Origin of the sequence: Bacillus sp. FJAT-45350 (assembly GCF_002335805.1) — a bacterium.
Lineage (GTDB): Bacteria > Bacillota > Bacilli > Bacillales > NISU01 > FJAT-45350.
In genome coordinates this window covers 256,314-281,368 of the sequence record NZ_NISU01000003.1, presented here as the reverse complement: position 1 = coordinate 281,368, position 25,055 = coordinate 256,314, and the positions used below count along the sequence as shown (strand labels likewise).

General features: G+C 37.8%; 23 protein-coding genes. 2 read left to right on the top strand and 21 right to left on the bottom strand.

Translation table 11 applies throughout. The features are described from left to right. Positions 1-435: 435 nt before the first annotated feature. Positions 436-1,470 carry a C40 family peptidase gene (locus CD003_RS20350; RefSeq protein ID WP_096203090.1) on the top strand — a complete coding sequence of 345 codons (1,035 nt, stop codon included), beginning with the start codon at positions 436-438 and terminating at the stop codon, positions 1,468-1,470. Positions 1,471-1,661: 191 nt separating this feature from the next. On the opposite strand, the gene CD003_RS20345 is transcribed toward CD003_RS20350, so the two are convergent. The 4 genes from CD003_RS20345 to CD003_RS20330 form a co-directional block, all read right to left on the bottom strand. Continuing rightward, positions 1,662-3,674: a S8 family peptidase gene (locus CD003_RS20345; RefSeq protein WP_096203089.1), complete on the bottom strand. Its 2,013-nt coding sequence runs from the start codon at positions 3,672-3,674 to the stop codon at positions 1,662-1,664. A gap of 169 nt (positions 3,675-3,843) precedes the next feature. After that, positions 3,844-5,268 carry an N-acetylmuramoyl-L-alanine amidase gene (locus tag CD003_RS20340; RefSeq protein ID WP_096203088.1) on the bottom strand — a complete coding sequence of 475 codons (1,425 nt, stop codon included), beginning with the start codon at positions 5,266-5,268 and terminating at the stop codon, positions 3,844-3,846. Between the two features lie 194 nt (positions 5,269-5,462). After that, on the bottom strand, positions 5,463-6,941 hold the full coding sequence (locus tag CD003_RS20335) for a C40 family peptidase (protein ID WP_096203087.1): 1,479 nt from the start codon (positions 6,939-6,941) through the stop codon (positions 5,463-5,465). A gap of 117 nt (positions 6,942-7,058) precedes the next feature. Further along, on the bottom strand, positions 7,059-8,207 hold the full coding sequence (locus tag CD003_RS20330) for an HD domain-containing phosphohydrolase (protein ID WP_096203086.1): 1,149 nt from the start codon (positions 8,205-8,207) through the stop codon (positions 7,059-7,061). A 336-nt stretch (positions 8,208-8,543) separates the two neighbouring features. On the opposite strand from CD003_RS20330, the gene CD003_RS20325 reads away from it, so the two are divergent. After that, complete coding sequence (locus tag CD003_RS20325) at positions 8,544-8,888, top strand: DUF3307 domain-containing protein (protein WP_096203085.1); 345 nt, start codon at positions 8,544-8,546, stop codon at positions 8,886-8,888. Between the two features lie 116 nt (positions 8,889-9,004). On the opposite strand, the gene CD003_RS20320 is transcribed toward CD003_RS20325, so the two are convergent. The 17 genes from CD003_RS20320 to CD003_RS20245 form a co-directional block, all read right to left on the bottom strand. Continuing rightward, the gene (locus CD003_RS20320; RefSeq protein WP_096203084.1) at positions 9,005-9,247 is read right to left on the bottom strand and encodes a DNA primase; all 243 of its coding nucleotides are present in this window, start codon (positions 9,245-9,247) and stop codon (positions 9,005-9,007) included. 161 nt (positions 9,248-9,408) lie between these two features. Beyond that, positions 9,409-11,121 carry an EAL domain-containing protein gene (locus tag CD003_RS20315; RefSeq protein WP_179295646.1) on the bottom strand — a complete coding sequence of 571 codons (1,713 nt, stop codon included), beginning with the start codon at positions 11,119-11,121 and terminating at the stop codon, positions 9,409-9,411. Positions 11,122-11,430: 309 nt separating this feature from the next. After that, positions 11,431-11,853 carry a 3-hydroxyacyl-ACP dehydratase FabZ gene (gene fabZ / locus CD003_RS20310; protein WP_096203130.1) on the bottom strand — a complete coding sequence of 141 codons (423 nt, stop codon included), beginning with the start codon at positions 11,851-11,853 and terminating at the stop codon, positions 11,431-11,433. Positions 11,854-11,910: 57 nt separating this feature from the next. Continuing rightward, positions 11,911-12,186, bottom strand: coding sequence for a DNA-directed RNA polymerase subunit beta (locus tag CD003_RS20305; RefSeq protein WP_096203082.1), 276 nt, complete (start codon positions 12,184-12,186; stop codon positions 11,911-11,913). A gap of 84 nt (positions 12,187-12,270) precedes the next feature. Next, positions 12,271-13,113: a flagellar hook-basal body protein gene (locus CD003_RS20300; RefSeq protein WP_096203081.1), complete on the bottom strand. Its 843-nt coding sequence runs from the start codon at positions 13,111-13,113 to the stop codon at positions 12,271-12,273. A 17-nt stretch (positions 13,114-13,130) separates the two neighbouring features. Beyond that, positions 13,131-13,958 carry a flagellar hook-basal body protein gene (locus tag CD003_RS20295; protein WP_096203080.1) on the bottom strand — a complete coding sequence of 276 codons (828 nt, stop codon included), beginning with the start codon at positions 13,956-13,958 and terminating at the stop codon, positions 13,131-13,133. A 212-nt stretch (positions 13,959-14,170) separates the two neighbouring features. After that, on the bottom strand, positions 14,171-15,175 hold the full coding sequence (locus CD003_RS20290) for a rod shape-determining protein (protein WP_096203079.1): 1,005 nt from the start codon (positions 15,173-15,175) through the stop codon (positions 14,171-14,173). A gap of 121 nt (positions 15,176-15,296) precedes the next feature. Beyond that, positions 15,297-15,578, bottom strand: coding sequence for a sporulation transcriptional regulator SpoIIID (gene spoIIID / locus CD003_RS20285; RefSeq protein WP_096203078.1), 282 nt, complete (start codon positions 15,576-15,578; stop codon positions 15,297-15,299). Between the two features lie 387 nt (positions 15,579-15,965). After that, positions 15,966-16,631 (bottom strand): 3'-5' exonuclease, encoded by a 666-nt coding sequence (locus CD003_RS20280; protein ID WP_373558591.1) that lies wholly within the window; start codon positions 16,629-16,631, stop codon positions 15,966-15,968. 322 nt (positions 16,632-16,953) lie between these two features. Further along, a complete protein-coding gene (locus CD003_RS20275; RefSeq protein WP_096203076.1) occupies positions 16,954-18,885 on the bottom strand; it encodes a DUF294 nucleotidyltransferase-like domain-containing protein in 1,932 nt (643 codons plus the stop codon). A gap of 279 nt (positions 18,886-19,164) precedes the next feature. After that, the gene (locus CD003_RS20270; protein WP_096203075.1) at positions 19,165-20,820 is read right to left on the bottom strand and encodes a sodium:solute symporter family protein; all 1,656 of its coding nucleotides are present in this window, start codon (positions 20,818-20,820) and stop codon (positions 19,165-19,167) included. 153 nt (positions 20,821-20,973) lie between these two features. After that, on the bottom strand, positions 20,974-21,276 hold the full coding sequence (locus CD003_RS20265; RefSeq protein ID WP_096203074.1) for a DUF4212 domain-containing protein: 303 nt from the start codon (positions 21,274-21,276) through the stop codon (positions 20,974-20,976). A 132-nt stretch (positions 21,277-21,408) separates the two neighbouring features. Next, positions 21,409-21,687 carry a hypothetical protein gene (locus tag CD003_RS20260; protein WP_096203073.1) on the bottom strand — a complete coding sequence of 93 codons (279 nt, stop codon included), beginning with the start codon at positions 21,685-21,687 and terminating at the stop codon, positions 21,409-21,411. A 5-nt stretch (positions 21,688-21,692) separates the two neighbouring features. After that, positions 21,693-21,869 carry a hypothetical protein gene (locus tag CD003_RS22045; protein ID WP_179295645.1) on the bottom strand — a complete coding sequence of 59 codons (177 nt, stop codon included), beginning with the start codon at positions 21,867-21,869 and terminating at the stop codon, positions 21,693-21,695. A gap of 482 nt (positions 21,870-22,351) precedes the next feature. Continuing rightward, the gene (locus CD003_RS20255) at positions 22,352-23,191 is read right to left on the bottom strand and encodes a M23 family metallopeptidase (protein WP_096203072.1); all 840 of its coding nucleotides are present in this window, start codon (positions 23,189-23,191) and stop codon (positions 22,352-22,354) included. 275 nt (positions 23,192-23,466) lie between these two features. Further along, positions 23,467-24,492: a stage II sporulation protein D gene (spoIID, locus tag CD003_RS20250; RefSeq protein ID WP_096203071.1), complete on the bottom strand. Its 1,026-nt coding sequence runs from the start codon at positions 24,490-24,492 to the stop codon at positions 23,467-23,469. Positions 24,493-24,611: 119 nt separating this feature from the next. After that, entirely contained in the window at positions 24,612-24,974 is a 363-nt protein-coding gene (locus CD003_RS20245) for a four helix bundle protein (RefSeq protein WP_096203070.1), read from the bottom strand. Positions 24,975-25,055: the final 81 nt, after the last annotated feature.

Genomic DNA, 25,055 nt, shown 5'->3' with positions numbered 1-25,055 from the left:
ACTCGCCCCCTTAAATTAGTGAGTCTCCAATTTTACCTGCAAGATTAGTATAATTACCTTTCATTCCAATGTCAACTGCTCTAAAAGAAAATCTGGCAATTACCAGGCATTTACTAAATTGTTCACATTTCCAATTAAAATACTAGTCTTGTGGCAATTAACATGAGACATATTATCATCATTCTACTATATTGAAAGTAATTGTCAAAGCATTTTTCTACATTTTTTTTACTTTTACTGTATATACCTTCTAGCCTTTTAGTTACTTCCTTATTATAAAAATAAACGTTACTTATGTAAATCATTTATTATTTTTTTGTTACATGACTGTAATATTAATCTAGTTTATGTATGGTAGACTGTATCTTGTGTTACATAATAATGTCGAAATATTGATAGTCATAGATTATATTCTTATTTCTTAGGAGGGTTTTTGTGAGTCGAAAGAAATTAACTATAGTTTTAGTGTTTACTATGATAGTTTCCATACTATCAAATCTTCAAACTACATATGCAAGTACAACTGATACCATTGTTGCAAACGCTAAGAAACATATTGGAGTTCCATATCGGTTTGGAGGTACAACACCTAACGGCTTCGATTGTTCTGGTTTTATCCTATATACATTTAAACAAGCAGGGATTACATTGCCACGTACAGCCACTGAACAATATAATACAGGTATGGCTGTAAAGAAGTCAGAACTTACTCCTGGGGATTTGGTTTTCTTTGAAACCTATAAACCAGGTCCATCCCACTCAGGAATATATGTTGGAGATAACCAATTTATTCATGCTTCTTCATCAAGAGGAATCACAATTTCTTCTATTAATGATCCTCACTATTGGGGACCGCGGTATTTAGGAGCCAAACGAGTGTTAGAAGAAGAAAAGGGACAAGCAGTCGAGGAAGAAAAAACACATCACATCCTTGCAACATTACCGGTTGGACAATTTCATGATGTAGCGAGAGACCATTGGGCTGTTGCAGAAATCAGAGAGTTAAGTACAAGAGGTATTATTAATGGATTTGAGCAACAACTTTTTAAACCTAATGAACTTGTAACACGAGCACAAGCTGCTGTTATGTTAGCTACCTCACTTGGTTTAGAAACAGATGACTATACATCGCTTTTAAATGATATTTCAAATGACCATTGGGCAGCTGGTTCCATTAAAGCTGTAACTGACGCAGGGTATTTCGGTGGTTTAGTGACAGACTCATTTAAACCTTCTCAAGCACTTACTCGTGAAGAAGTTGCTTACCTTATTGCAACAGCCTTCGAGCTACAAAATGAATCTACGAGTATAACATTCACAGATATAGATCCTTCTCATTGGGCTTATGAAGAAGTTAATGGTTTAGTATCTAGCGGAGTGATTAGCGGTTTTCCAGACAATACATACCGTCCTTCCGAGGATGTTACACGAGCACAATTTGCAAAGATATTGCATTCAGCCTTGAATTAAATATAGATAGAAAGAAACCCTCCTTGCTTTGAAGTGCAAGGAGGGTTTCTTTCTTATGGAAGATATTATTTCGTTTGATAGTAATTGAATTCAAGCAGACTGCGTGTCAAATGGAAAGAAGTCTCCTTGTCCTTGACTTTTTAAATCATGCAACCTTTTCGAATAATGATTCTAAAAAAGCGACTTTGTTCTTAATTGATTAAATCTGGTGCAAGTACTCTCGCTAGGAATGTTGCAAATTCTCCTCTTGTTACTGAACGATGTGGGCCGAATGTTCCGTCTGGATACCCTCTTGCAATGTTAGCAGCTGCTACTCTGTTGACTGCATGATAGGCAAAGTAATTTGAATGAACATCAGAGAAGGTTAATTGATTTGTGCCTGAGACATTATAGGCTCGTGTTAAAATTGCTGCTACTTCTCCTCTCGTAATTTGTTGTTCTGGTTTATATAAGCCCCCGTCATATCCACCTATTAGTCCACGATTGAACGCTGCTTGGATGTAATTTGCAGCATAGTGTGTTGATCGTACATCGCTAAATGCCTGATTATATTCAGTTGCCGGTAGATCTAACGCTCGCCCCAGCATGATGGCTACATCAGCACGTTTGATTCTGTCATTTGGTCTTGCAGTTTTGTCTTGATAGCCTTCGATAATACCTTTTTGTGCAAGGTACGTAATTGATTGATAGAACCAATCGGTGTTACTTACATCATTGAAGTTGAGTCGAATGCTTGGTTCTTCCTCTTGAGGTGATGGCTCTATTGATGGCTCTGGTTTGTTATTTTCAATCGGAGCTTCTAGTTCCTTCTCTTGAAGGACAAGTTCCAGAACGACTGGCTCACTTTTTCTTGATTCATCTCCAAAACTATCAAAGGCCGTGATTTCATATTGATGAATTCCTTCATCTACGTATTCTGAATAGAAAATTTCTTGAGAAGTCAACTCCTTGATTCTCTTCCCATTTCTATAGATGCGATAGCCTTTTATTAATGGATTGTCGACGGACTTCCATGTTAAACGGATAAGTCCTTTTTGTTCATCAACTGCAACAACTTGACCCTCTACTCCCTTTGGAGCAAGTGGTTCTGGCTTTTCTAACTGAAGTGTTGATGGCATTGAGATTCTCCCATGTCCAAACCATGGGTCTTTTCCTTGTTCTCCCAAATCGACCGTTTGCTCGTGTAGAAGTACACGTATTTCTTCATGTGTGTAGTGAGGCCTTGCTTCCATTAAAAGAGCAAGGTGACCCGCTACGTGAGGTGCTGCCATTGACGTTCCACTTATTAACTCATAGCCGTTATTTAAGTATGTGCTTCGAATACGTACACCTGGTGCTGCTATTTCTACGGCATTTCCTGTTGCTGAAAAGTGCGCTCTTCTATCATTTTCATCAGTAGCCGCTACTGCGATTACAGCACTATAAGAAGCCGGAAATTCAATCGTTGTTCCTCTTCCAGTTGGATTCCCACTGTTACCAGCTGCACCAACAATTAATACACCTTGATCGTAGGCATTTTTCAATGCTCTTTCTAATGAAGTGGAATGGTCCATACTTCCCATACTTAAGTTGATAATATCTACATTATTTTCTAGTGACCATTCAATCCCTTTAATAATAGCTGAGTGATAGCCGTTGCCATCAGCATCTAGTGCTTTTACGGCGTATAGATTTGCTTCTGGTGCTACTCCAACAATTCCTCTTCCATTGTCTCTAGCACCAATAACACCAGCTACATGTGTTCCATGTCCATTATCATCTTCATAGGAGCTCGTATAAGAAACTACAGAGACTCCCTTCTTCACTTCTAAATCACTATGAGTGGCAATTCCGGTATCGATGATAGCTACTTTAACCCCTTTTCCAGTGAGGTTATTTTCCCATACTTTAGGGGCATTGACTTTACTGACTCCCCATTCAATTCGCTGCTGCTGCACCTGAACCTGTCCATCTTCTTCTATTGATTCAATTTCAGGATACTGAGATAGCATTTCTACCTTTTCAGTTGGTAGTGTGATGACTAAAGCTGATATACTGTCCAAGCGTTCTTCTATTGTTCCTTGGTATTTCTCAACTAGCTGTTCATTGATTTCTTCTTGGTAGATGACAATGTATCTACTTTCAGCTGTAATCGCTGTAACCGTTCCTATGAAAGCAAAAAGAAAAGCTAGTAAAATCATTGGTGCAATAATTCGTTGCTTCATATGATGAGACACCTCTACTTTTAATAGATTCACTCTTATAGATTAGCATAAACTAAGCTTATGCGCTTGAATATAGGGAAAAATTGTTATATACATATCAGTTTTGTTATCAAAAAAGGCTATTCCAAAAGAGGAAACCTTTTGGAATAGCCTTATCTTTTTTTGGTATTTATTGATAGAATTCAACAATCCCTTTGTAGATCGCTTCTGCTGCTTCTTCATGGAACGTATTTGTACTCATCCGTTGCGCTTCACTTCGATTTGTAATGAACCCAAGTTCGACTAGTACACTTGGCATTCTTGTCTCACGGATAACATGGAAGTTTCCTTCCTTCACACCTCGGTCTCTTGTTTTTAAAGTAGCAATTAAATGTTTTTGAATCTTCTCTGCTAATTCTTTGCTTTCCTTGTCTGATGCCGTACGATTCCAGTATGTTTCTGTTCCATGTGCGGCTTCACTTCCTGCAGCATTGGCATGAATGCTAATAAAGGAATCTGCATTGTGTTGTCTTGCAATCGCCACTCGTTCTGAAAGCTCAAGAAATGTATCTGTCTTACGGGTCATGATGACATTGACTCCAGCATCTTTGAGCTTCTTCTCTAGCTTAAGGCCAACAGCTAATACCACATTTTTCTCACTCACTCCATAAGCTGTTGCTCCTGGGTCTCTCCCCCCGTGACCAGGGTCAATTACAATAGTCACTCCCTCTAATGAACCTTTTTGAACTTCTGATTCCCCACTACCTACTAATGATAGGAATTGCAAGGAGACATATCCAATCTGTCCGCCATAGTTAATTTCGACCCAACCATTCGTTGTAGTGGTGTACTCAACTACCGTTCCATTAGAGATACGACCTAATGGTGTGTTGTTTGTTGATGGTGTCGGACGGACATTTAAGCCATTTGGAGCATTAACTACAGTCGCTCGGTGTAATGTTGCTCCTTTTTGGTCTGTGATCTGTTGAACCGACAGACGAAATGCTGGTTCAATCGTTCTAGCGAGAAAGAGCGAGAACTCTAATCTTGTAGTTGCTTGATTTGGACGAAACGTTCCATCTGGATAGCCAGCAGATATACGAGCTCCGGTAATACGATTGATTTCAGCTGCCCCAAGTGTCCACGAATGAACATCTGAATAAGTTTGGTTACTCGTTTCCGTTAGCTGAAAAGCCCTTGCAAGGAAAATCGCCATTTGTCCCCTTGTGACTGGTTGCTCTGGACGAAAGGTTCCATCCTCAAATCCACTAACAATGCCTTTTTCCACAGCTAGGTTTATGTAATTTATAGCAAAGTGGTTTGCAGGTACATCACGAAAAACAGAAGACTCATCCTCCATACCCTCGTCTAGTTGTAAAGCTCTTGCAATCATTGTGACTGCTTGGGCTCTTGTCACATGCGTGTTCGGCCTGAAACTACCATCAGGGAATCCTGTTATAATACTTTGATCAACTAAGGTTTTTACCTCAACTCGACCGGACGTTCCTAAGTCTGGAAACTGCGTATTAGCCTGTGCTGTTCCTTCCTCTCCTTGATAAATGAACTGAGACGTTACTAATACGACCGCAAGTAGGAGCAAAACAACTCTCCGCATAGTATCACTCCTTATACTCTTTCAATCTACTTTTATTAGATAGTGCACCTTACTTGACTTGTTTTCATACAGAAAAATTGTACCATGAAAGGTTGTCGATTAGATGGTTATATTGTCTTATTTTCATGAATATTTTTATGTAATTCCTGCATTAAAAAAGAGAATCAATCATCTATTGATCCCCCTTGCATATATTACTTATATCGTTTAGCCCCAAGGTAACGTTCACTCCAGTAGGGTGTATGTAAGCTACTCACCGTTACTCCAGTTGATGTACCACTATGGACAAATTGTTGATTTCCAATATAGATTCCTGCATGAGAGGGCCCTTCTGTATATGTTTCAAAGAATAGTAGATCCCCTACTTGTGGCTCATTTGTTTTTTCTCCTACTTGATACATAGCAGCTACAGTCCTTGGAAGCGTGACTCCATTTTTCTTAAAGACATATGTAAGGAAACCACTGCAGTCAAATCCGTCCGGGGTTGTCCCGCCCCATTGATAAGGTACTCCTACTAATTCCGCTGCATCTGCAACTATGTTGATTATACTTGACTTCGTAGTTGAAGCTTGTCCCATGTTTATTATTGCTACTTGCTCTAGTAGCCTTGCTTTTGTTTCTGAATCAACCTGTCCTGTGTTCTTTAACAATTGATCCTGTTGAAATTTTCGTACAGCTGTCTCTGTGACCGTACCAAAGTAGCCTGTTGGCTCTTGTGAAAAGTAGCCTAATGACTGAAGCTGAGTTTGGAGGCTAGCTACCGCTTGACTGCGGTCACCATGTTTTAAAATAGAAGTAGACTTGACTTCTTGGCTCGTTTCTCCTGTAGTAGTCTGAGGTGTATTTATACTTGCTGATTGGTTTAGTGCTCCTATCGTTTTTGGGCCCACAATTCCATCAATAGCTAATCCATTTTGTCTTTGGAATTCTTTAACCACTTGCTCAGTTACCTCTCCAAAGTTCCCTGTAATCTCTCTGTTAAAAAATCCTGCATCCTTTAAAAGCTTTTGCAAGTGAATGACTTGCTCTCCCTTTGCACCAATACGGAGGATCTCTGAAGTAGAGCTTGTACTAGATACTTGTGATGACGGTTGATAGATTCTCGTTGAAGTGGCAATCGCCATCGGCTGAAGTGTAAGTGCTGATTTCGTTTGTTCTCCTACGATTCCATCAACTGTTAATTCATTCTTTAATTGAAACTCTTTTACCGCAGCTGCGGTAACTCTTCCAAAGTACCCTGTAACTTTGTGATTAAAATGTCCCTGCTCCTTTAACAATTGCTGGAGCTTCTTAACTTCATCCCCTTGAGCACCTAATGTTAATACCTTTCGTTGTGTTGGTTTTGTTGTTTCTCCATTATTCGCAGAACTTACTTGTAATAGAGCTGTTAGTGTTTGTTTGCCAGCGACTCCTGTTGATTGGATACCATTATCCCTTTGAAATTGCTTAACAGCTTCTTCTGTTATTGTCCCGTAATACCCTGTAGATGTATGGTAATCAAAGTATCCCTTTTCCTTCAATAAATCTTGAAGTTCCTTCACGTCTGTGTGATTCATCCCACTCTTTAGTGTTTGGTCTCCTAACGCTGCATCAATTACTAATGGAGATGTGAATAGAACGCCAGTCGCCATTGTCGTCGTCAATACTGTTTTTCTCAAGCTAGTTTGCTTCATATCTAGTAGCCCTCCTTACATCTGGGAATCTTTTAGTAAATTAATTATCAATTTTTTTATTATTCTTTCATTTTATCTATTTGTTACCAATCAGACTAGTGTTCTTTTAACTATTTTTCAGACATCTTCATACTTGTTTTTTATTTGGACAAACTCATGAAAGCTTTCGATAAATAATTCAGTTAAAGTGGGATCAAAATGTTGACCTTTTTCTTCTTTAAACAGATTGAGGATTCGGTCTAGCTCCCAGGCTTTTTTATACACTCGGTTACTGGCAAGGGCGTCAAACACATCTGCAATTGCAGTAATTCGACCATATAGGTGAATTTCATCCTCTCTCTTTCCGTTAGGATAACCTCGACCATTCCATTTTTCGTGATGTTCGTATGCAATAATGGCAGCGGTTTGCAGAAGTTCCCTTTTTGACCCTTTTAAAAGATTGTAGCCAATTGACGAATGCATCTTCATCTCATTAAATTCTTCGTCTGTTAGCTTACCAGGTTTTTTCAAGATTGAATCTGGGATTGCTACCTTTCCTATATCATGCATCGGTGAAGCCATTTTGATTAATTCTGCCTCTTTTTCAGAAAGTCCGTACTTTAAGGCGAGTAACTGGGAGTATTCTGCTACACGCTTGACATGGTTGCCTGTTTCTCTTGAGCGACTTTCACCGATTTCACCCATTGTAAAAATGATTTCTCTTTGCGTATCTTCTATTTCTTTGTTTAAAAGCGCCGATTCTAATGATTTACCCGTATATGATGCTGCTAAAGTTAGGTGTTTCTGGTCTTTTTCAGTGAACTTTTCTCCTTCTGTCATTTTGTTAATAGCCTGATAAGCACCGATCACTTTACCTTCATTGTTACGAATAGGAATGACTAGGATAGCTTTTGTGCGATAACCTGTTTGCTTATCTACATCTTGATTAAATCGGTCATCTTCATATGCATCATCAATATAAATAGGTTCACCTGTTTGTACAGCATGCCCGACTAATCCTGCAGTACATGGAACTCGGATGTCATCAATGTTATGCGCAACCTTCGTCCACAATTCTTGACGTTGATTGTCTAACAGCCAGAGTGTACAACGGTCAGATACTACAAGATCTCTTCCCATATCAGCCATTAATAAAAGAAGTCGATCCAGAACCTTTTCATTAGCTATCTTGGAAGCATAGTCAAAAATGACAGAGAGCAATTCTTCTGATGTTAAATCTCTCTTGTAATAGGACTTATCAATATCTAAATCATGTTCATTATGCATATAGATTCTCCTTTTAATCTTATTTACGAGGTTTTAATACAAAAGTATTGACCACCAATTATATTTTATTATAATTTTACAGACTATTAACAAATTTTTCTTATTATCGTATTTTTATTATCATACCATTTTATAAAGTTTGGAAGAAGATATGATTTTACTAATGTTTACGTAAGTGGTTACTGCCTTCTATAGAAAGCTAGAGAAAATCATGGTAGAATTATATTTAACGGAAGTATTTGGTACTAACTATGAAATAGATACATATTTAATCCTAGCTGTGGAAATAGCAGAGAGAAATGACATAATACCTGATTATAGAAGGGAAGAGAACTCATGTCTCCTTTTGCATTTTTATTTATTGCTCACCTTATTGGTGATTATTTATTTCAAACTAGTTGGATGGCAATGAACAAAGCCAAACATTGGGGAGCACTCATTACACACTCATTTGTATACACATTGATTGTGTCAGTAGTAGCTTATATTGGTTTTGGTGGATTATCAATTTGGGCGATCTTATTCATTTTTCTATCACATGTGTTTTTAGACCGAAGAACTTTTGTCCAATGGTGGGTATCTACAATAATGCAAGCAAAGGGAAAAGAATCATTTTGGCTTGGGATTATAGCAGACCAAGTTTTTCACTTAATTGTACTTGTTGTCGCACTATATATATAACGAAGTGGGATACATCTCAAGAGATTTTTTAATCTAACTAGAAGACAAAAACAACCTCACCATTATGGCAAGGCTGTTTCAATGTATGTGTATGATTTTATAACAAGGGATTACCCTTACGCTTCGTCTTCCTCATCTTCTTCAATATCTTCTGCTGGCTCTTCAGCTTCTTCAATCTCAAGCTCTAGCTCTTCTTCCTCAGCCGGCTCTTCGTCGATTGGTGCTTCCTCTCCTGCTGGCTCTTCGATATTTGTATCTTCATCTACTGGTGCTTCTTCTTCTGCTGGTGTCTCTCCACATGCTGCTAATACGCTTAATGCTAATGCACCTGAAGCTATTGATAATAAGAATTTTTTCATAATTATAAACCCCCTAATGGTTTGTATGTAGGATTAACTTCTTCGTTAATCTGAAGTTATCTTAGCAAATCAGATTCCGGGGGTCTATAGTTTTCGGGATTTTTTGGTATTCATTTGACATTTTTACATATTTAAAGAGAGTATCCCATAGTTTGAGTTGATTACTCTTCTTCAATTACTTCCTTCATTTGTCCCATCATCGCTTCACATTTTTCGTGTGTAAGCGGTTTACTAAAAAGGAACCCTTGAGCATGGTGACAGCCCTCATTACGGATAAGAATTAGTTGCTCTTCTGTTTCTACACCTTCACATGTAACGGTAAAATTGAGGCTTTTTGCCATCGCGATTATTAGTTTTACAATCGCATCATTTTTACCCCCACCGCTTTGTGTTCGAACAAATGATTGATCGATCTTCAACGTATCAATTGGGAAGTTTTTCAACTGACTTAATGATGAATATCCCGTTCCAAAGTCATCAAGTGACACATGAATACCCATTTCTTTTAATTCAGTTAATTTATTCACTGCTTGCTCAACATTATTAATTGCCATATTTTCAGTGATTTCAAGACAAACAAGATGAGGGTCAATTCTAGTTTCGAGAATTGTTTGCTTCACCTTATCAATGAAGTGGTAGCTTTCAAATTGCTGTTTAGAAATATTAACAGAAATCATTAAGTCGCTATGACCCTTCTCATGCCACTTTTTCGTTTGAGCAAAAGCTGTTTTCATCACCCAGTGGTCCATCTGAACAATTAGGCCTGTGTCTTCAGCCAAAGGTAGAAACTGTGCTGGTGAGATAAGGCCCTTTTTAGGATGGTTCCAACGAATTAACCCCTCTACACCATATGGCATTCCCGTTTGTACATCGACTTGGAGCTGATAGTGAACTTCGAATTCATTATTCTCAATCGCACGATGGAGTTCATGCTCTAAATAAAATTTTTCCAACGAGCCTTCATTCATATCATGGTCGTAAAATTGAAAATTATTTCGACCCTCATCCTTCGTTCGATACATCGCACTGTCGGCATTTTTTAAAAGCGTATGAATATCACTACCGTGCTCAGGGTAAAAGCTCGCTCCTATACTTAATGTAATATAAATTGATTCTCCGACTACCTCTATCGGTAAATCTAACGAATGGAATATGTTATTAATACACTTATGGACTTCATCTTCAGATTCAATTGGATGAAGTAATATCGTAAACTCATCCCCACCAAATCGACTCACAATTCCTCGGTCGCCAATTACTTGCTGTAGCCTTCGCGAGACTTCAAGTAATAACTGGTCACCAGCCTGATGGCCCAGTGAATCATTAACGTTTTTAAAACGGTCCAAATCTAAAAAGAGTAGAGCCAGTTTTTTATTACTCTCACTTGCCTCTTTTAATGATTGTCGTAATTTTTTTACAAACAGTGCTCTATTTGGTAACTGAGTTAACGTATCATGATAGGCTAAATGTGATATTTTCTTTTCGTTCTGCTTTTGCTCTGTGATATCTCTCATAATCCCGATGTAATAGCAATCTTCTTTTCGTTTTTTCTTTATATAAGTGATTGTAATATACGACCAAAATTCTTCGCCGGTCTTCCGTTTATTAATAATTTCGCCAGTCCATGTTCCTTCATTACTCAATGATTCCCACATAGAATGGAATGTCTTGGGCTCTGTTTTACCAGATTGCAAGACTTTAGGGTTTTGCATATAAACCTCTTTGTATTTATAACCTGTAATCTTTTCAAATGCTGGGTTTATGGCAACAATTCGTTGATGGTAGTCTGTAATAATCAAGCCATCCTTCATAAAGGTAAATAATTTCCATACATTCTCACTATCACTAGTGAATTTTTCAAATAATGTTTTCATATGCTGTGGCATTCCCTCGATGAGCCTAAATTGGGGTGCTGCCTTCCCCCTTCCCTCTAAAAAATATCTGTTTCTTCTATTATAAATATCTTACAAGCTTTTTGATAACTAGTTAGTCTAAATTAGTTGAATCTTTTAGTGAAATTAATCATTTTATTTTGAAACAAAGCTATTTTTAAATATCTAATTACTAAATATTCTATAAAAAGTGACAAATTCCTCTTTTATTTTTAAAACTTGTAATAAAAAGAAATAGCCGCCTATACTCATTTAAGTAAGGCGACTATTAACACTTTTAACATTTAATTTTTACTTCACCGCAAACATTAACTCTGTCTCACAAACAGTTTTCCCGTTAACTGTTGCAATACCTTTACCTTTTCCGATTGGACCTTTCAGGCGAACAATTTCTACTTCTAAACGAAGTTGATCTCCTGGTTTTACTTGCTCCTTAAAACGGCAGTTGTCAATTCCAGCGAAGAAAGCTAACTTTCCTTGGTTTTCTTCTTTTTTAAGGATTGCTACTGCGCCAACCTGTGCTAATGCTTCAACAATGAGAACGCCTGGCATAACAGGATAATCAGGAAAGTGTCCATTGAAGTATTCTTCGTTGGCTGATACGTTTTTCAGACCAACTGCGCGCTTTCCTTCTTCTACTTCCTCAATACGGTCAATTAATAAGAATGGGTAACGATGAGGAATGATTTTTTTTATTTCTTCAATTGTTAACATAGACATAGTATGACCTCCAATAAATTTTTCATATGTATAGGAAAAACATCCTTTGCTTTATTTTTCTACGCCGCTAAGGATGTTAAAAATATGCTGCCATGTTTCTGCTTTTAGAGCGTCTGTAGGAGTACCATCCCCGACAATGCCGTAACCGAACATTACACCAGCTATTAGACTGAGGAACACAAGAACAGCAACAATGATTAAACGAACCCAAATAGGAATGAGACGAATACGTTCTCTCTTTCGTCCTCTACTTCGCTTCTTTTCCTTTTGCTTTTCTCTTTCCTCTTCTCTTTTGCTCAGTCGCGACTGCTTTTCTTCAGTACTCATAGTTTCTCCTCATTTGTTCCTTTTTTTCATACTCGTATACTATATAAAAGAGGTAGTTACTAGGATAATCTATCCTACCTCCCCTTATCCACGAATACCATTTACTAGTCCCATCATTTGGTCCGCCATGCTTATTGATCTTGAATTAAATTGATAAGAGCGTTGTGCAAGCATCAGGTCATTCATTTCTTTTTGTAAATTGACATTGGACATTTCTAACATGTTTTGTTCAACGGAAACCTGACCATTAGGAATAACTCCGAGAATATCTGCAGCTACATATCCAAGCTCTGCTAGGTTACCAGGTAACCCAAAGTTATTTTGACCCATTTGAACTAACATTTGTGGTCTTTCTACATTTACAAGCTCAAGCTGACCGACTTGTTCTGTTGTCCCATCTTCAAAGCGAGCAGTGATCGTTCCTCGATTGCTAATTTGAATCTCTGAATGATTAGCAGGAATCGTAATTGGACCACCTTGACCTAAAACATAGTCTCCATCTTGTGTAACTAAGTTTAGAAGTGCTTCATTTCCCGGGACAGGTGAAAAATAAAAAGCTCCGTCCCTTGTGTAACGGGTTTCAAGTGCACCGTCAACATTAACCCCAATTTGGAAGAAGTGACCCTTTTGAGTGATTGCCACATCTAAAGGTCGGTCCGTGCTTTGCAAGGAGCCTTGTTCAATCCGAAGTGCAGTCTGTCCTATCTTCGCACCAGAACCAACACGTATTCCATTTGGAGTTAAACGTCCCTCTTCATAACGGTCAGAAGACTGATTATTTACTTGTTGAAAAAGAAGATCTGAAAATGTAGCTTCACGACGTTTATATCCTTGCGTATTAACATTTGCTAGGTTATGAGAAATTGTATCTAGTTTCTTTTGCAGTTGACCCATGGTAACAGACGACATTAGCATTTGTGTGTTCATGTTAACTTAACACCTTTCTATCCAATTCGACCAACCTCATTAACTGCCTTTTCTAAGCTACGGTCGTATGCTTGCAATACTTTTTGATTTGCTTCAAATGAACGGAAGGCATTCATCATCTCCGTCATTGTTTGTGCAGCATCTACATTTGAACGTTCAATAAAGCCTTGGTTTAGCTGAAACGTCACATCACCGTTACCGAATGCAGTCGGCAGTACGTCAATGCCTTCTGCTTCAAGTCGGAGTAGTCCGCTACCTTCTTTTACAAGTTGCATTGGATCAGCAGCAAATGCAACTTCTAGTTGACCTAGGTTGGCTCCATTTTCGGCTAGAATCGTTCCTTCCTGTGTTACACGGAAGTTCTCATTCCCTACTTCAATTCGCTCACCAGCTGCATTTTGGACATAGAAGCCATCACCGGTTACTAAGAAGCCTTGTCCATCTACAGCAAAGTTGCCGTTTCTCGTATAACGAATATCTCCGTCTTGATTTTCAACAGCAAAAAATAGTGCACCTGGGCGACCATCTTCATTTAATGGCATTGCTCCTTGCAAAAGTGCAATATCCGTATTGTTACCTGTTTCATTTATATCTCCTTGACGGAAGTTCGGCATTCGTTCTTGTAAGTATACACCCGTACTTATGTCCCCAATGACTTGAGAACGGTTTGGTGGGAAGTTTGATGTACCCATCGATTGAATTAGCATATTTGGAAACGTCCGTAATGACGCTTGATCCGCTTTATATCCAGGAGTATTAGCATTGGCTATGTTATTAGACAACATTTCTTGTCGCTGTTGCTGAGCAATCATCCCAGCAGCAGAGCCGTATAAACCACGAAGCATCGGTAAACCCCCTTTTTAGTGCAATTATGAATTATGAGTGCTTAATTATGAATTATAGGTTCAAGTGCTTTTAATTCATAACTCAGAATTTATAATTATTTAAATCCTTATTTTCCTTTTACTTTTAAAGACAATTATGAATTATAAGTGCTTGATTATGAATTGTAGGTTCAAGTGCTTTTAATTCATAACTCATAACTCAGAATTTATAATTAAATACGTATTTTCTTACTCGACATTCTATCTAAGTTTTCTAGGATGATTCCTGTTCCTTTGGCTACGCAGTGCATTGGTTCTTCTGCTATGAAGACAGGGACTTTGAGTTCTTCGGCTAGTAGGAGGTCGATTCCGTGTAGGAGTGCGCCTCCACCTGTTAAGATAACTCCTCTGTCAATAATGTCGGCAGAAAGCTCTGGTGGCGTACGTTCTAAAACTGATTTAGAGGCTTGTACAATGTAAGAAACAGGCTCTTCTAACGCTTTTTGAATCTCTTTTGAGTATACGGTAATTGTACGTGGAAGTCCACTTACCATATCACGTCCACGGATGTCAATTTCTTCTTCTCGAGCACCTGGAAACACCGTTGCTACTTGGATCTTAATGTTTTCAGCTGTGCGCTCTCCAATAAGTAACTTGTATTCCTTTTTTATGTAGTTAAGAATCTCTTGGTCAAATTTATCACCAGCTACTTTAATTGAAGAGGCGGTGACGATATCACCCATTGAAAGAACAGCAACATCTGTTGTTCCACCGCCTATGTCTACTACCATGTTACCGCTCGGCTGAAATATATCCATTCCTGCACCAATAGCAGCTACTTTCGGTTCCTCTTCAAGATAAACATTCTTTCCGCCACTTTTCTCTGCCGCTTCTCTTATTGCCTTTTGTTCAACAGACGTAATGTTTGTTGGGCAGCATATGAGGATACGCGGCTTCGCTAAAAAGCTTTTCACATTAATCTTTCCTAGGAAATGTTTTAGCATCGATTCTGTCATCTCGAAGTTTGCAATAACTCCATCCTTCATCGGTCTAAGAGCAACGATATTTCCCGGTGTTCGCCCAACCATGCGAAAAGCTTCCTCTCCAACAGCCAACACTCTCTGATTACCTGTATCTATCGCTACAACTGAAGGCTCATCTAGGACGATTCCACTTCCCTTCACATAAATGAGGACGTTTGCTGTCCCTAAATCAATCCCTATATCCCTACCAAACATTTTGCTTATCCTCCCTGTCTTCTTCTCGATCTATAATCAGCTCGTTAGTATACTATATCCTAATGATTCATTTTATCATATTTTGTTAAATACAGGGATTGATTTTCCTCAAGATTATGAATTAGTTTTTGATTACCATGTCACCTTCTTGGTCCGTGCTCCTCTTGTATTTCACCTTCGTCGCTTCTCCACCACGCAAATGCCTAATCGACTTATGATATTCGAGAATTCCTTTTACTTCATTGGCAAGTTCCTGGTTGATTTCCGGCAGTCGTTCGGTTAGATCCTTATGGACGGTACTCTTTGATACCCCAAACTCCTTTGCAATTGTTCGCACCGTCTTTTTTGTCTCCACGATGTACCTGCCAATCTTGATTGTACGTTCTTTGATGTAATCGTGCACACCACTCGCCTCCTAATCTAACTTGGTGATTTGTAACATTTTATTAAGGAGGAAGGGTATATATACCAGGTTTTTCAACAGAAAGCCTTTTAGATAAAGGGACAAGGGGGATTTTTCTGAAAATTATGAGTTATTGGTTATGAATTATTAATTGAAGTTCGAGAGAGAGAGAAGGGAAATAATTATTAATTGTTAGTGGTTAATGGGTAATGTTTTTTCTATCTGGCTGTGCCAGGGTGTTAGGGATTTAGGTTGTTGATTTTGTGATGTACTTATTACTATTTCTTTAATTAACCATTACTCATTCACAATTAGCCATTAAAAAATCTATTTTTTGAGGTACAGCAAAAAATCGCACTGTCTTTGACAATGCGATTTGTTAGTATATTAAAATTGCAGGACGCGGTTTTTGTTGTTGATGTCGGTTACTTGGATTAGATCTGCTAGAGTTTTCTTTCCTCTATCTTCTATTAATCTTAGTAACTCTACATAGAGATGCGCCGTTGTTAGTGCATCACCTAAGGCGCTGTGGCGTTGGAAGATTCCTGTTCCAAATGTGCGGGCGTAATTCTCTAAATCTCTCATATCCCAAGACGGGTTTAAATAGCCTATTAAATCTAGCGTATCGATATAGAGTGGTTGTTCAAACGTATATTTTTCTCGCTGTAATTCCTTCTTTAGCACCATTACATCAAAACTTAAATAATGACCTACCCACCCAGCACTTTGTGAGTCCTCAATAAACTGAAAAAAGTTTTCGATCGCTTCTAGTGAAGATGGTGCATCATCTACTTGATGCTGGTGAATACCTGTTAGCTTCGTTATATTATCAGGGATCTCCCTGTGTGGATTTACATAGGTTTGAAACGTATGGTCCGTTACACGTAGCCCTTCCACATGTACGGCTCCTATCTCAATCATTCGGTCTTTTGCTCCAACAGCAAATCCAGTTGTTTCTGTATCAAATACGGTAAAAGATAAATCACGGAGTCGAGTGTCTAACGGCGGTTGATGATCAAGCTGATAATGCAATTGCTTCTTTTTCCAGAACATCATCATAAAACTCTCCCCTTGTTCGTAACTATTCTCACAATCGAGCGTTCAATAAGTTTTAAATGAGAACGTTTACATTTTTGTCTAAATCAAATAACCTTCACTACTATTGTTATAAAACAGACCTAATAATTCCCATTCTATACTAGTTAAGGTCATTTGTCAGTACTTTAGTTAGAATTTTCTAAAAATTGGTTAAACTACTATTTACCAACTAGCAGTTTAGTAAACTTGAAAAATTTATTTTAGAAGAAGCTATCTCAAAAGTAGCGCCCCAAAAGGTTTAAAAACAACCTTTTGGAACATTTACCTCATATACTACCTACATCATCCCAAATGCCCCTAATGTTTGGTTTTGTAGTGAGCGGATTGTTTTTAAGACGATCATTAATTCTTCTTTGTCTCGTGAACGAAGATGAGTGAATTTAATTTCACTTGAATTCTTTTCTCCTCGCTTATAACGATTCCACGACTGGTCAACCCGTAGCTTTAGAACGACTTCATAAGCAAAACGAAGCTCATCAGCAAAATCCTCTGCAAAGACATTTATTTTCAGTAATGCATCTATACGTTGCAAAGGAGTTCCTTCTACCACACCATGGTGAGCAGTTAAAATTTGCAAACAATGATGAAGTGGGAATAGAGCATGCTTCTTAATATCAATTGAATCTCTTTTTAATCTAAAGAGCGCGCGAATCGGATGATCTAAATTAGGAACCTGACTCGTCTTCTCTTGTTCTGCCATCCGGTATAGGAATATACGTGATTTCCCAAGCTGCTCTTTTATCATTTTTACAAAATGGTCATGAAGGGTATCGTCACCGTATAAGAAACGATAAGACAGGAAGTTATGGCCTAGTAAGACGTTATCATTTGTTGCCCTTAATCCCCAGCCACGTAAACGGTCACGCCAGCGGTCCAGAGAGCCCTGCCATTGTTCTTCACTTGCCATCATTTTTCCGTCACAAAGCTTATACCCTGCTGTGTGGAGATGATGAACTATCTCTTTCCCCAGGGCATCAAAGTACGCCTTCACTTCTTCTGCTTGCTCCTCTTGTGGATTCTCATAAACTAGAAAATGATCCTGATCTGTTAATAGAAACTGCTCTCCTCTTCCTCCACTACCCATTTGGAACCAACCATATTTCACAGGTGGCTCTCCTTTTCCTTGCTCTTTTAATGTCGCGACAGCGAGCTCGACACAATGCCTCACTAAACGGTCATATAGCTTCGTAATAATTTCTAATGTATGAATTGTCGGTATTCCATCATTTATTAAGTTTGATAACACATCATATATCGCTTTTTTCACAGAAGGTAAATTATCGAGTGTCGATTCCTCTATTTTTTGTAAAATTTCCATTGTGCCACGGTTCTTCTTACGTAATAAATCAGAGTGGGTAACCATACCAATTGCAATTCCATTTTCAACAACTGGTAAATGCTTAACACCATTCATTAAAAAGCTAGACATGGCCTCATAGTAGTAAGCATCCCTAGTGATTGTGTATGGATCTGGCGTCATGACATCCTCTGCAGTTAACCTTGCACTGTTAGGATTTAAAATTACTCTTTCTACTAAATCATTTTCAGTAATAATCCCTACAATTTTTTCATTCTCATCTATGACTATTATTGAGCTAGTAGAGTGGTTGACCATTTTTTGAGCGACTTCTTGGATTTGTTCTGTCTTTTTACTAGATAGAATCGGTTCATTCATCAAATCTTGAATTCTACGAATAAATGGTTCACTTTCACCGAATTCACTTGCTAGTTGTACTTGTTCAGCAAGTGAAGCGTATATATCTCGTAATCGTATAGATACTTGACGTAACACATAATCACGTACTTCTTCTTCATCCCACCTGGCTTCTAGTACAGAGTAAGGAATTTGTAAACAAACTGAATCTTCTACTGCGCGAACTTCTACTGTATACTTTCTGACATGATCATCCGGCTCCCCTAGAAAATGAGCTAAAGAAGAAAATCCGATCATATCTCCTGTCTCTAATACTTCTAGTACTTCCTTTGAAAGATGTGCCTCTTCACTATCTACAAAAACCTCAGCCATCCCAGTTAAAATTAGTAGTAATCCTTCTCTCGGAGTTTTCGAATAGAGTACTTTATCGCCTTTCCCGTAGGCCTTAAGGGTGCATTTTTCCATCAGTTGTTCAAATTGTTGTTCAGTAACTCCTTTGAATAAAGGGTGTTGTTTAATTTCCTCGTATAATTCCTGATTTTCTTGGTATCTCATCCATACATACCTCGCCATCTATTAATTCTAATTTAGAATTGCGAATTTAGAATTGCAAATTAAAACCTTTAAAGATTGTTTAATTCATCTCTTAATTCGCAATTTGAAATTTGGAATTTGCCATTCGCTCTTCTAATTTATCATAAGGTATAATTTTCCACTAGATAATAATTATGTATTTTTTAAGTACATAGTTTATAAACCTTCTCACGATATAACAAAGGCTTCTGCCACCCAAAAGGGTAAGCAGAAGTCCTTTGTACATCATTTATAATGTTTTTATTTACCTTCATCCATCCAAACTTCGCCATCTTTGTACGTCATTTGCTCTGGATATTTCAAGTCTTCTGTTTCTTCCATTTGTTTTTGCGTTGGAGCTGCTGTCAAACTTGCTACTACGATACAAGCAATGAAGTTAAGTGGTACAGCGATTATACCAGCTCCAGTATCTTGAATTCCTGCAATCGTAATGCCTTGACGTGCAAGTAAGATGTAAAGTAATGCAGAACTTAAACCTACTAACATCCCTGCGATTGCCCCTTGCTTGTTCATACGCTTCCACCATACTCCTAAAAGTAATACTGGGAAGAACGTACCACCCGCTAATGCGAATGCCCAAGCAACGATTTGCGTAATAACCCCAGGTGGGTCAAGAGCTGTAATACCAGCTACTACTGTAGCAAGAACGATTGCCCAACGACCAGCTGCTAAACGCTTCTTGTCGCTCGCTTGTGGATTTACTAAACGATAGTAAATATCATGTGCGAATGAAGATGAAATTGTGATTAATAAACCACCGGCTGTAGAAAGTGCCGCTGCCATTGCACCAGCTGCAACTAAACCGATAACGAACATCCCAAGGTTTGCAATTTCCGGTGTTGCCATTACAACGATATCATTACTGATAACGATTTCTGTCCACTGAAGGATTCCATCTCCATTTTGGTCAGCTACTTGTAAGCGACCTGTGTCAACCCAGCTTTGCGTCCATGCAGGAAGACTATCAATCGGGTTACCAGCAACTTGAGTCATAAGAATGAAACGAGAGAACGCTGCATATGCAGGTGCTGATAAGTATAGTAAAGCGATAAATACTAGCGCCCAAGCACCACTCCAACGAGCTGCTTTCATTGTTGATACTGTAAAGAAACGTACGATTACGTGTGGAAGTGCTGCCGTACCAACCATAAGCGTGAACATTAATGCAATAAATTGAGATTTATCACTTGCAGCAAATGGTTGTAGAATTTCCGTAATACCTAACTCTTTATCAAGTTCACCTAATTGTGTAATTACATTACCATACGTTAACCAAGGTAATGGGTTTCCTGTAACTTGTAGTGACATAACAACAATTGGAATAATGTATGCAATGATAAGGATGATGTACTGAGCTACCTGAGTCCAAGTAATCCCCTTCATACCACCAAGAGTTGCATAGATGGCAATGATAACTACCCCAATCATTGTACCGTACATTGAATCAATACTTAAGATACGTCCGATAACAACCCCAGAACCTGAAAGCTGACCAATAATGTATACGAACGAGATAATAATTGTTGCAATCGCAGCAATTAAACGAGCAGCATTACTGTCGAATTTATCTCCAATGAATTCTGGCACTGTGTAACGTCCATACTTACGTAACTGTGGAGCTAATAAGAATGTTAATAGTAAGTAACCACCAGTCCAACCCATGATATAAGCAAGACCATCATAACCAAGAATCATTACCGTACCGGCCATACCGATAAAGGAAGCGGCACTCATCCAGTCACCACCGATGGCCATACCGTTCCAAAATGGCGGTACCCCACGGCTTGCTACGTAGAAATCAGACGTTGCTTTTGCTCGGTTATATACAGAAATACCGATATAAAGTCCAAATGTTGCCAAAATCATTATAATGGAAACCAAAGATTGTTGATCCACAATATTCCCCCCTTAAATGTATACATTCTGTCTTTTCTCAATTGAATATAGTAAAATAAATTCGCAATGTTTTTCTTAGGCTCACGTTTGAACCATCAATGTGAGCCCTTTTTCCCTGTTAAATTCTTCATAATGTAAGTCCTTACTTTGATTTTAGTGGTCTAGTGCTTTACCTGCACTTGTGCTTTCATTAATAGACTCATCGATACCATATTTCTTATCAATCTTGTCACTAATAACTGCATTAGCAAATAGTAGAATAACAAATGATAATACCGCTCCTTGAGCACCCATATAGTAATGAGCTGGCATACCCATAATAGTAAATGTTGAGAATGCTTCAGCAAATGCTACTACCCCAAAAGAAGTTGAAGCTCCAATAATTAGACAAATAATGACGAGTGTTGTACGCGCTTTGAAATACGCGTCTGCAACTGACTTATCGATTTTCTTCATGTCTTTCACCTCCTAATTATTTAAAAACCTTACAAACTTACGAATTTATCCCCCCTCTATTTAATAAAAATGTAATCGCTTTCATTTTGATAGGTTTTAGTACAGATTGCTTACCTATCAAATCGTTTCACATCACTCTTTCTTACCAAAGGAAACTTGTTTGCACGTTCGGCATACTGTCATTGGTGTCTTCTTGTTTGCAGCTCGATTATTAATAAAGTAGATAATAACTAGCATTGTTAAAAAGATTGGATGAACCCAGATACTAGCGACAATTGCTACTATCATCGGCAATGTTGAAAGTAAGAAGAAGTACCTCCACTTTTTCATCACGATAATATCTTCACTATCACACTTGCTACATACCTGTTCAGTTTCATAGACTTGTGAAATTACTTTTCCATTTGCCATCTTTATCACCTTAAACTAAAAATAAATTTTACTGTTTCAAAAAATGGTAAAGGCACCATTGCGATTTGAACTATCATATAAACACCCATTAGGACAAACGGAGCGGTTAGAGCAATCGGTTTCTTTTTCCAAAAAGTAATTACTAAGCTGAGCACCGTTATGAGTAAAAAGACATAAATCATTTAACTTTCCCCCTTAAACATAGTAACCGACTAAAGACTGACTACAGACTCAGCCTTTTGAAAACGCTATCATTTTGACTAAATTAAATAGGGTAGATATTCTTCTAGTTCTATTACCTGCCCCTGTGATACATGCCCTATTTATTTATACTAAGCGTCACTCGATAGTATTCCATAAAATTCTAATTTATTTTTCTTAATCTGTTACTGCCTGTTTCGGCTATAATGCTATGTTATAACACACATTATTCCAAATTTTCAGATAGTTAGTCAACACTTTTTTTGAAATTTTATAAATTATTTTTTTAACAACTCGTGAAAACTAGCTCATTTCCCTTGGGATATAAGCGTTTTTCCCTTTTAGTCCCTACTAAATTTTTTTATCCTATTTATATGTATTTCGCAAAATAAAAAAAAGTTGACCCAGGCTTATCCTAATTTCTTTTAGAAACTAGTTACCTTGAGTCAACCTCATTTTTGCATTAATTATCGTCGTTATCTTGCTCTTCTACTTCGTCTACTTCATCTTCTTTTTCTTTATCTTCGTCTTCGGCTACTTCTTCATCTTCTTCCGCATTGACAGCATTTTCTTCAACACTATGGCCAGCTTCTACAATTGTTTCAATTGATTGATTCACGAAGTCTAATGGATTAATAGCATCACCGTTATGACGAATAGCAAAGTGTAAATGTACCCCTGCATCACTGTTATACAGATTACGTCCAGCTTGCCCTAATAGGTCACCTTGCTTAACTGTTGCTCCCTCTTCTACCTCAATAGACTCTAAACTTTGATAGTGAGTAACAACGCCATTATCATGATTAATTTGAACGATGTAACCTAATAGTGAATCTTTTTCTGCTTTAACAACTGTACCACTTAATGCTGCAGTAACATCAAAACTTTCACCGCTCTCTTTAGCTAGGTCGATTCCTTTATTTTGGTAATAAGTATTATTGTAATATACAAGAGCAGCTTGCTGTTCTTCTGGAGACGCTTCATAATCATAGAAATATCCAACAACTTCAACTTCATTTTCATCGACTACTGGCATTTTTACAACTTCATTTTGATTCGTTACAGGAATTGCTTCTTGGTCATAGCCTACAAGTTCGTTTGTCTCTTGCTCTACTCCCATTTCATCTGGCGGTAATGCACCTTCATCCTGTTGACCTTGCATTACAAAGAATGCACTTAACACAATAGCTGCAGCCCCTAGATAAACTGCTGGTAAAGCCCAACGCTTGCGTAAAAATCGTTGTACATTAAAAGACTTGCTTTCTTCTGTTTTTGAAGATTTGTTTTTTTCTTCATCTCTCATTTGATCATCACCTCAGCAATCATTCTGATCAAAATCAAGTAAATATATACATTTTCACAAAAGTTTTTTACTAATTATTTTTCGACAAAGCCTGTTTTTTTATGCACTATTTTAAAAAAATAAAATTGCAAATTGCAAATTGCCAATTTCTAATTAAACAATTTCAAAATCCTAACTATTAAATTTGCAATTCTAAATTCGCCATTCGATTTTCTATCTTGTCCAAATAAAGAAAAGACGCTTGTAGGAATTTTACCTACATAACGTCCTGAGAGCTATTGTGTGTTATTCGCGGTTAAACTAGCTACGTATGGTTCTAATTCAGTGATTGCTACTCCTTGGTAGTAATGGCTGACAATGTCGGCATAGGTCTTGCCTTCCTTTGCCATTCCATCTGCTCCGTATTGGCTCATACCAACGCCGTGGCCCCATCCCTTTGTTTCGATAACAATGTTATTACCTTGTCGTTTCCATCTAAAGTCAGAGGAATCCAAGTCTAATTTTTCTCGTACTTCACGTCCTTTAAGAACAGTTCCATTGACTTTTACTTCTGCTACACGTCCTCCATCAGTTCGCTCCACTATTTCTCCAACTGTACCGTCTGACGGTACTTGGACTGATAACTTTTGCTCAAATTCCCTGATTGGGATAATCATTTCCCCTTGATAACGCGGAGATTCTTGATCCCAAGGACTTTCTACACTTCGTAAATAAGGTATTGGATTTTGCCAATAGTCCTCTGAGTTTTCCGTATATCCATTGCTCGTCGAAAAAAAGGCAGCATCTATCGGCTGTCCCTCAAATGTCAATACCTTCCCTGCCGTTGAATACACAGCATCCTTTATCCTTGTCATTTTCCAATCATAATCTGTATTCCATCTTTCTTTCAATTCATTATTATTATGATAGACCTGATGCATGACTGTATCCGTCACTATCGCTCCATCTGGTAAATTTATTTCTCCTGGCTGTAACATTTGCTTGATGACATATGTTCTTGCTGTTAAGCTCTGAGCCTTCAATGCCTCCATCTCAAAATTTGCCGGCATTTCCGAAGCAACAACACCCACTACGTATTCTTCAAGTGGAACACGTTCAATTTCTTCTTTTTGACTCCTGTAAACTAACACATCAATTTCATTTGTTGGTACGCTCTCGTTAATAGTCGTAACATCAGCTACTTCAGCCTCGTTAGTCGTTGCTGTTGTTTGGCGCCCCTCTGAAAAAGAAACAACCATAATAGTAGGAAGGATAAGAATAATGCTGCATAAAATAATACCTATCACAATGAATGGTTTCATGACGATGCCCCCAACATAGAAATTTCTACTCTCTATTATGTATATGAAGCATGTACAGTTTTAGAACAAGTTTTTTTGAATTATGAGTTATGGGTTATGAGTTATGAATTGAAGAGATTTTACTTTTTTAATTTTGATTGGGTGGTTAGTATGATTGAGGATAGGAGTTTTTGGATTTCAGTTACGTCTTGAATTAGGCTAGTCGCTAATTGTTGTTCGATATAATCCGTTTCGATTAATAGGAGTAACCAATAACGAGTTTCAGCAGCTTCCTTTTTAGAAATACCTAATTTAGAAATAAAATCACGTGTGGATTGAGCAACTTGTGCTTCACTTATATTGGCACCGATACTTGTGCCGGAACGGAGAATTTGTTTGGAGAGGATGTACTCATTTTTTTCTTTGGTCAAATATTGATATAGCTTAATCATTCTTACTGAAAATTTAAATGACTTCTCGTAAATAACATTTTCTTTTTTCATTAAACAATGAACACCAACCTTTGGGGAATTTTGAGTTATGAGTTATGAGTTATGAGTTATAAATTGTTCATTAAAAATCGG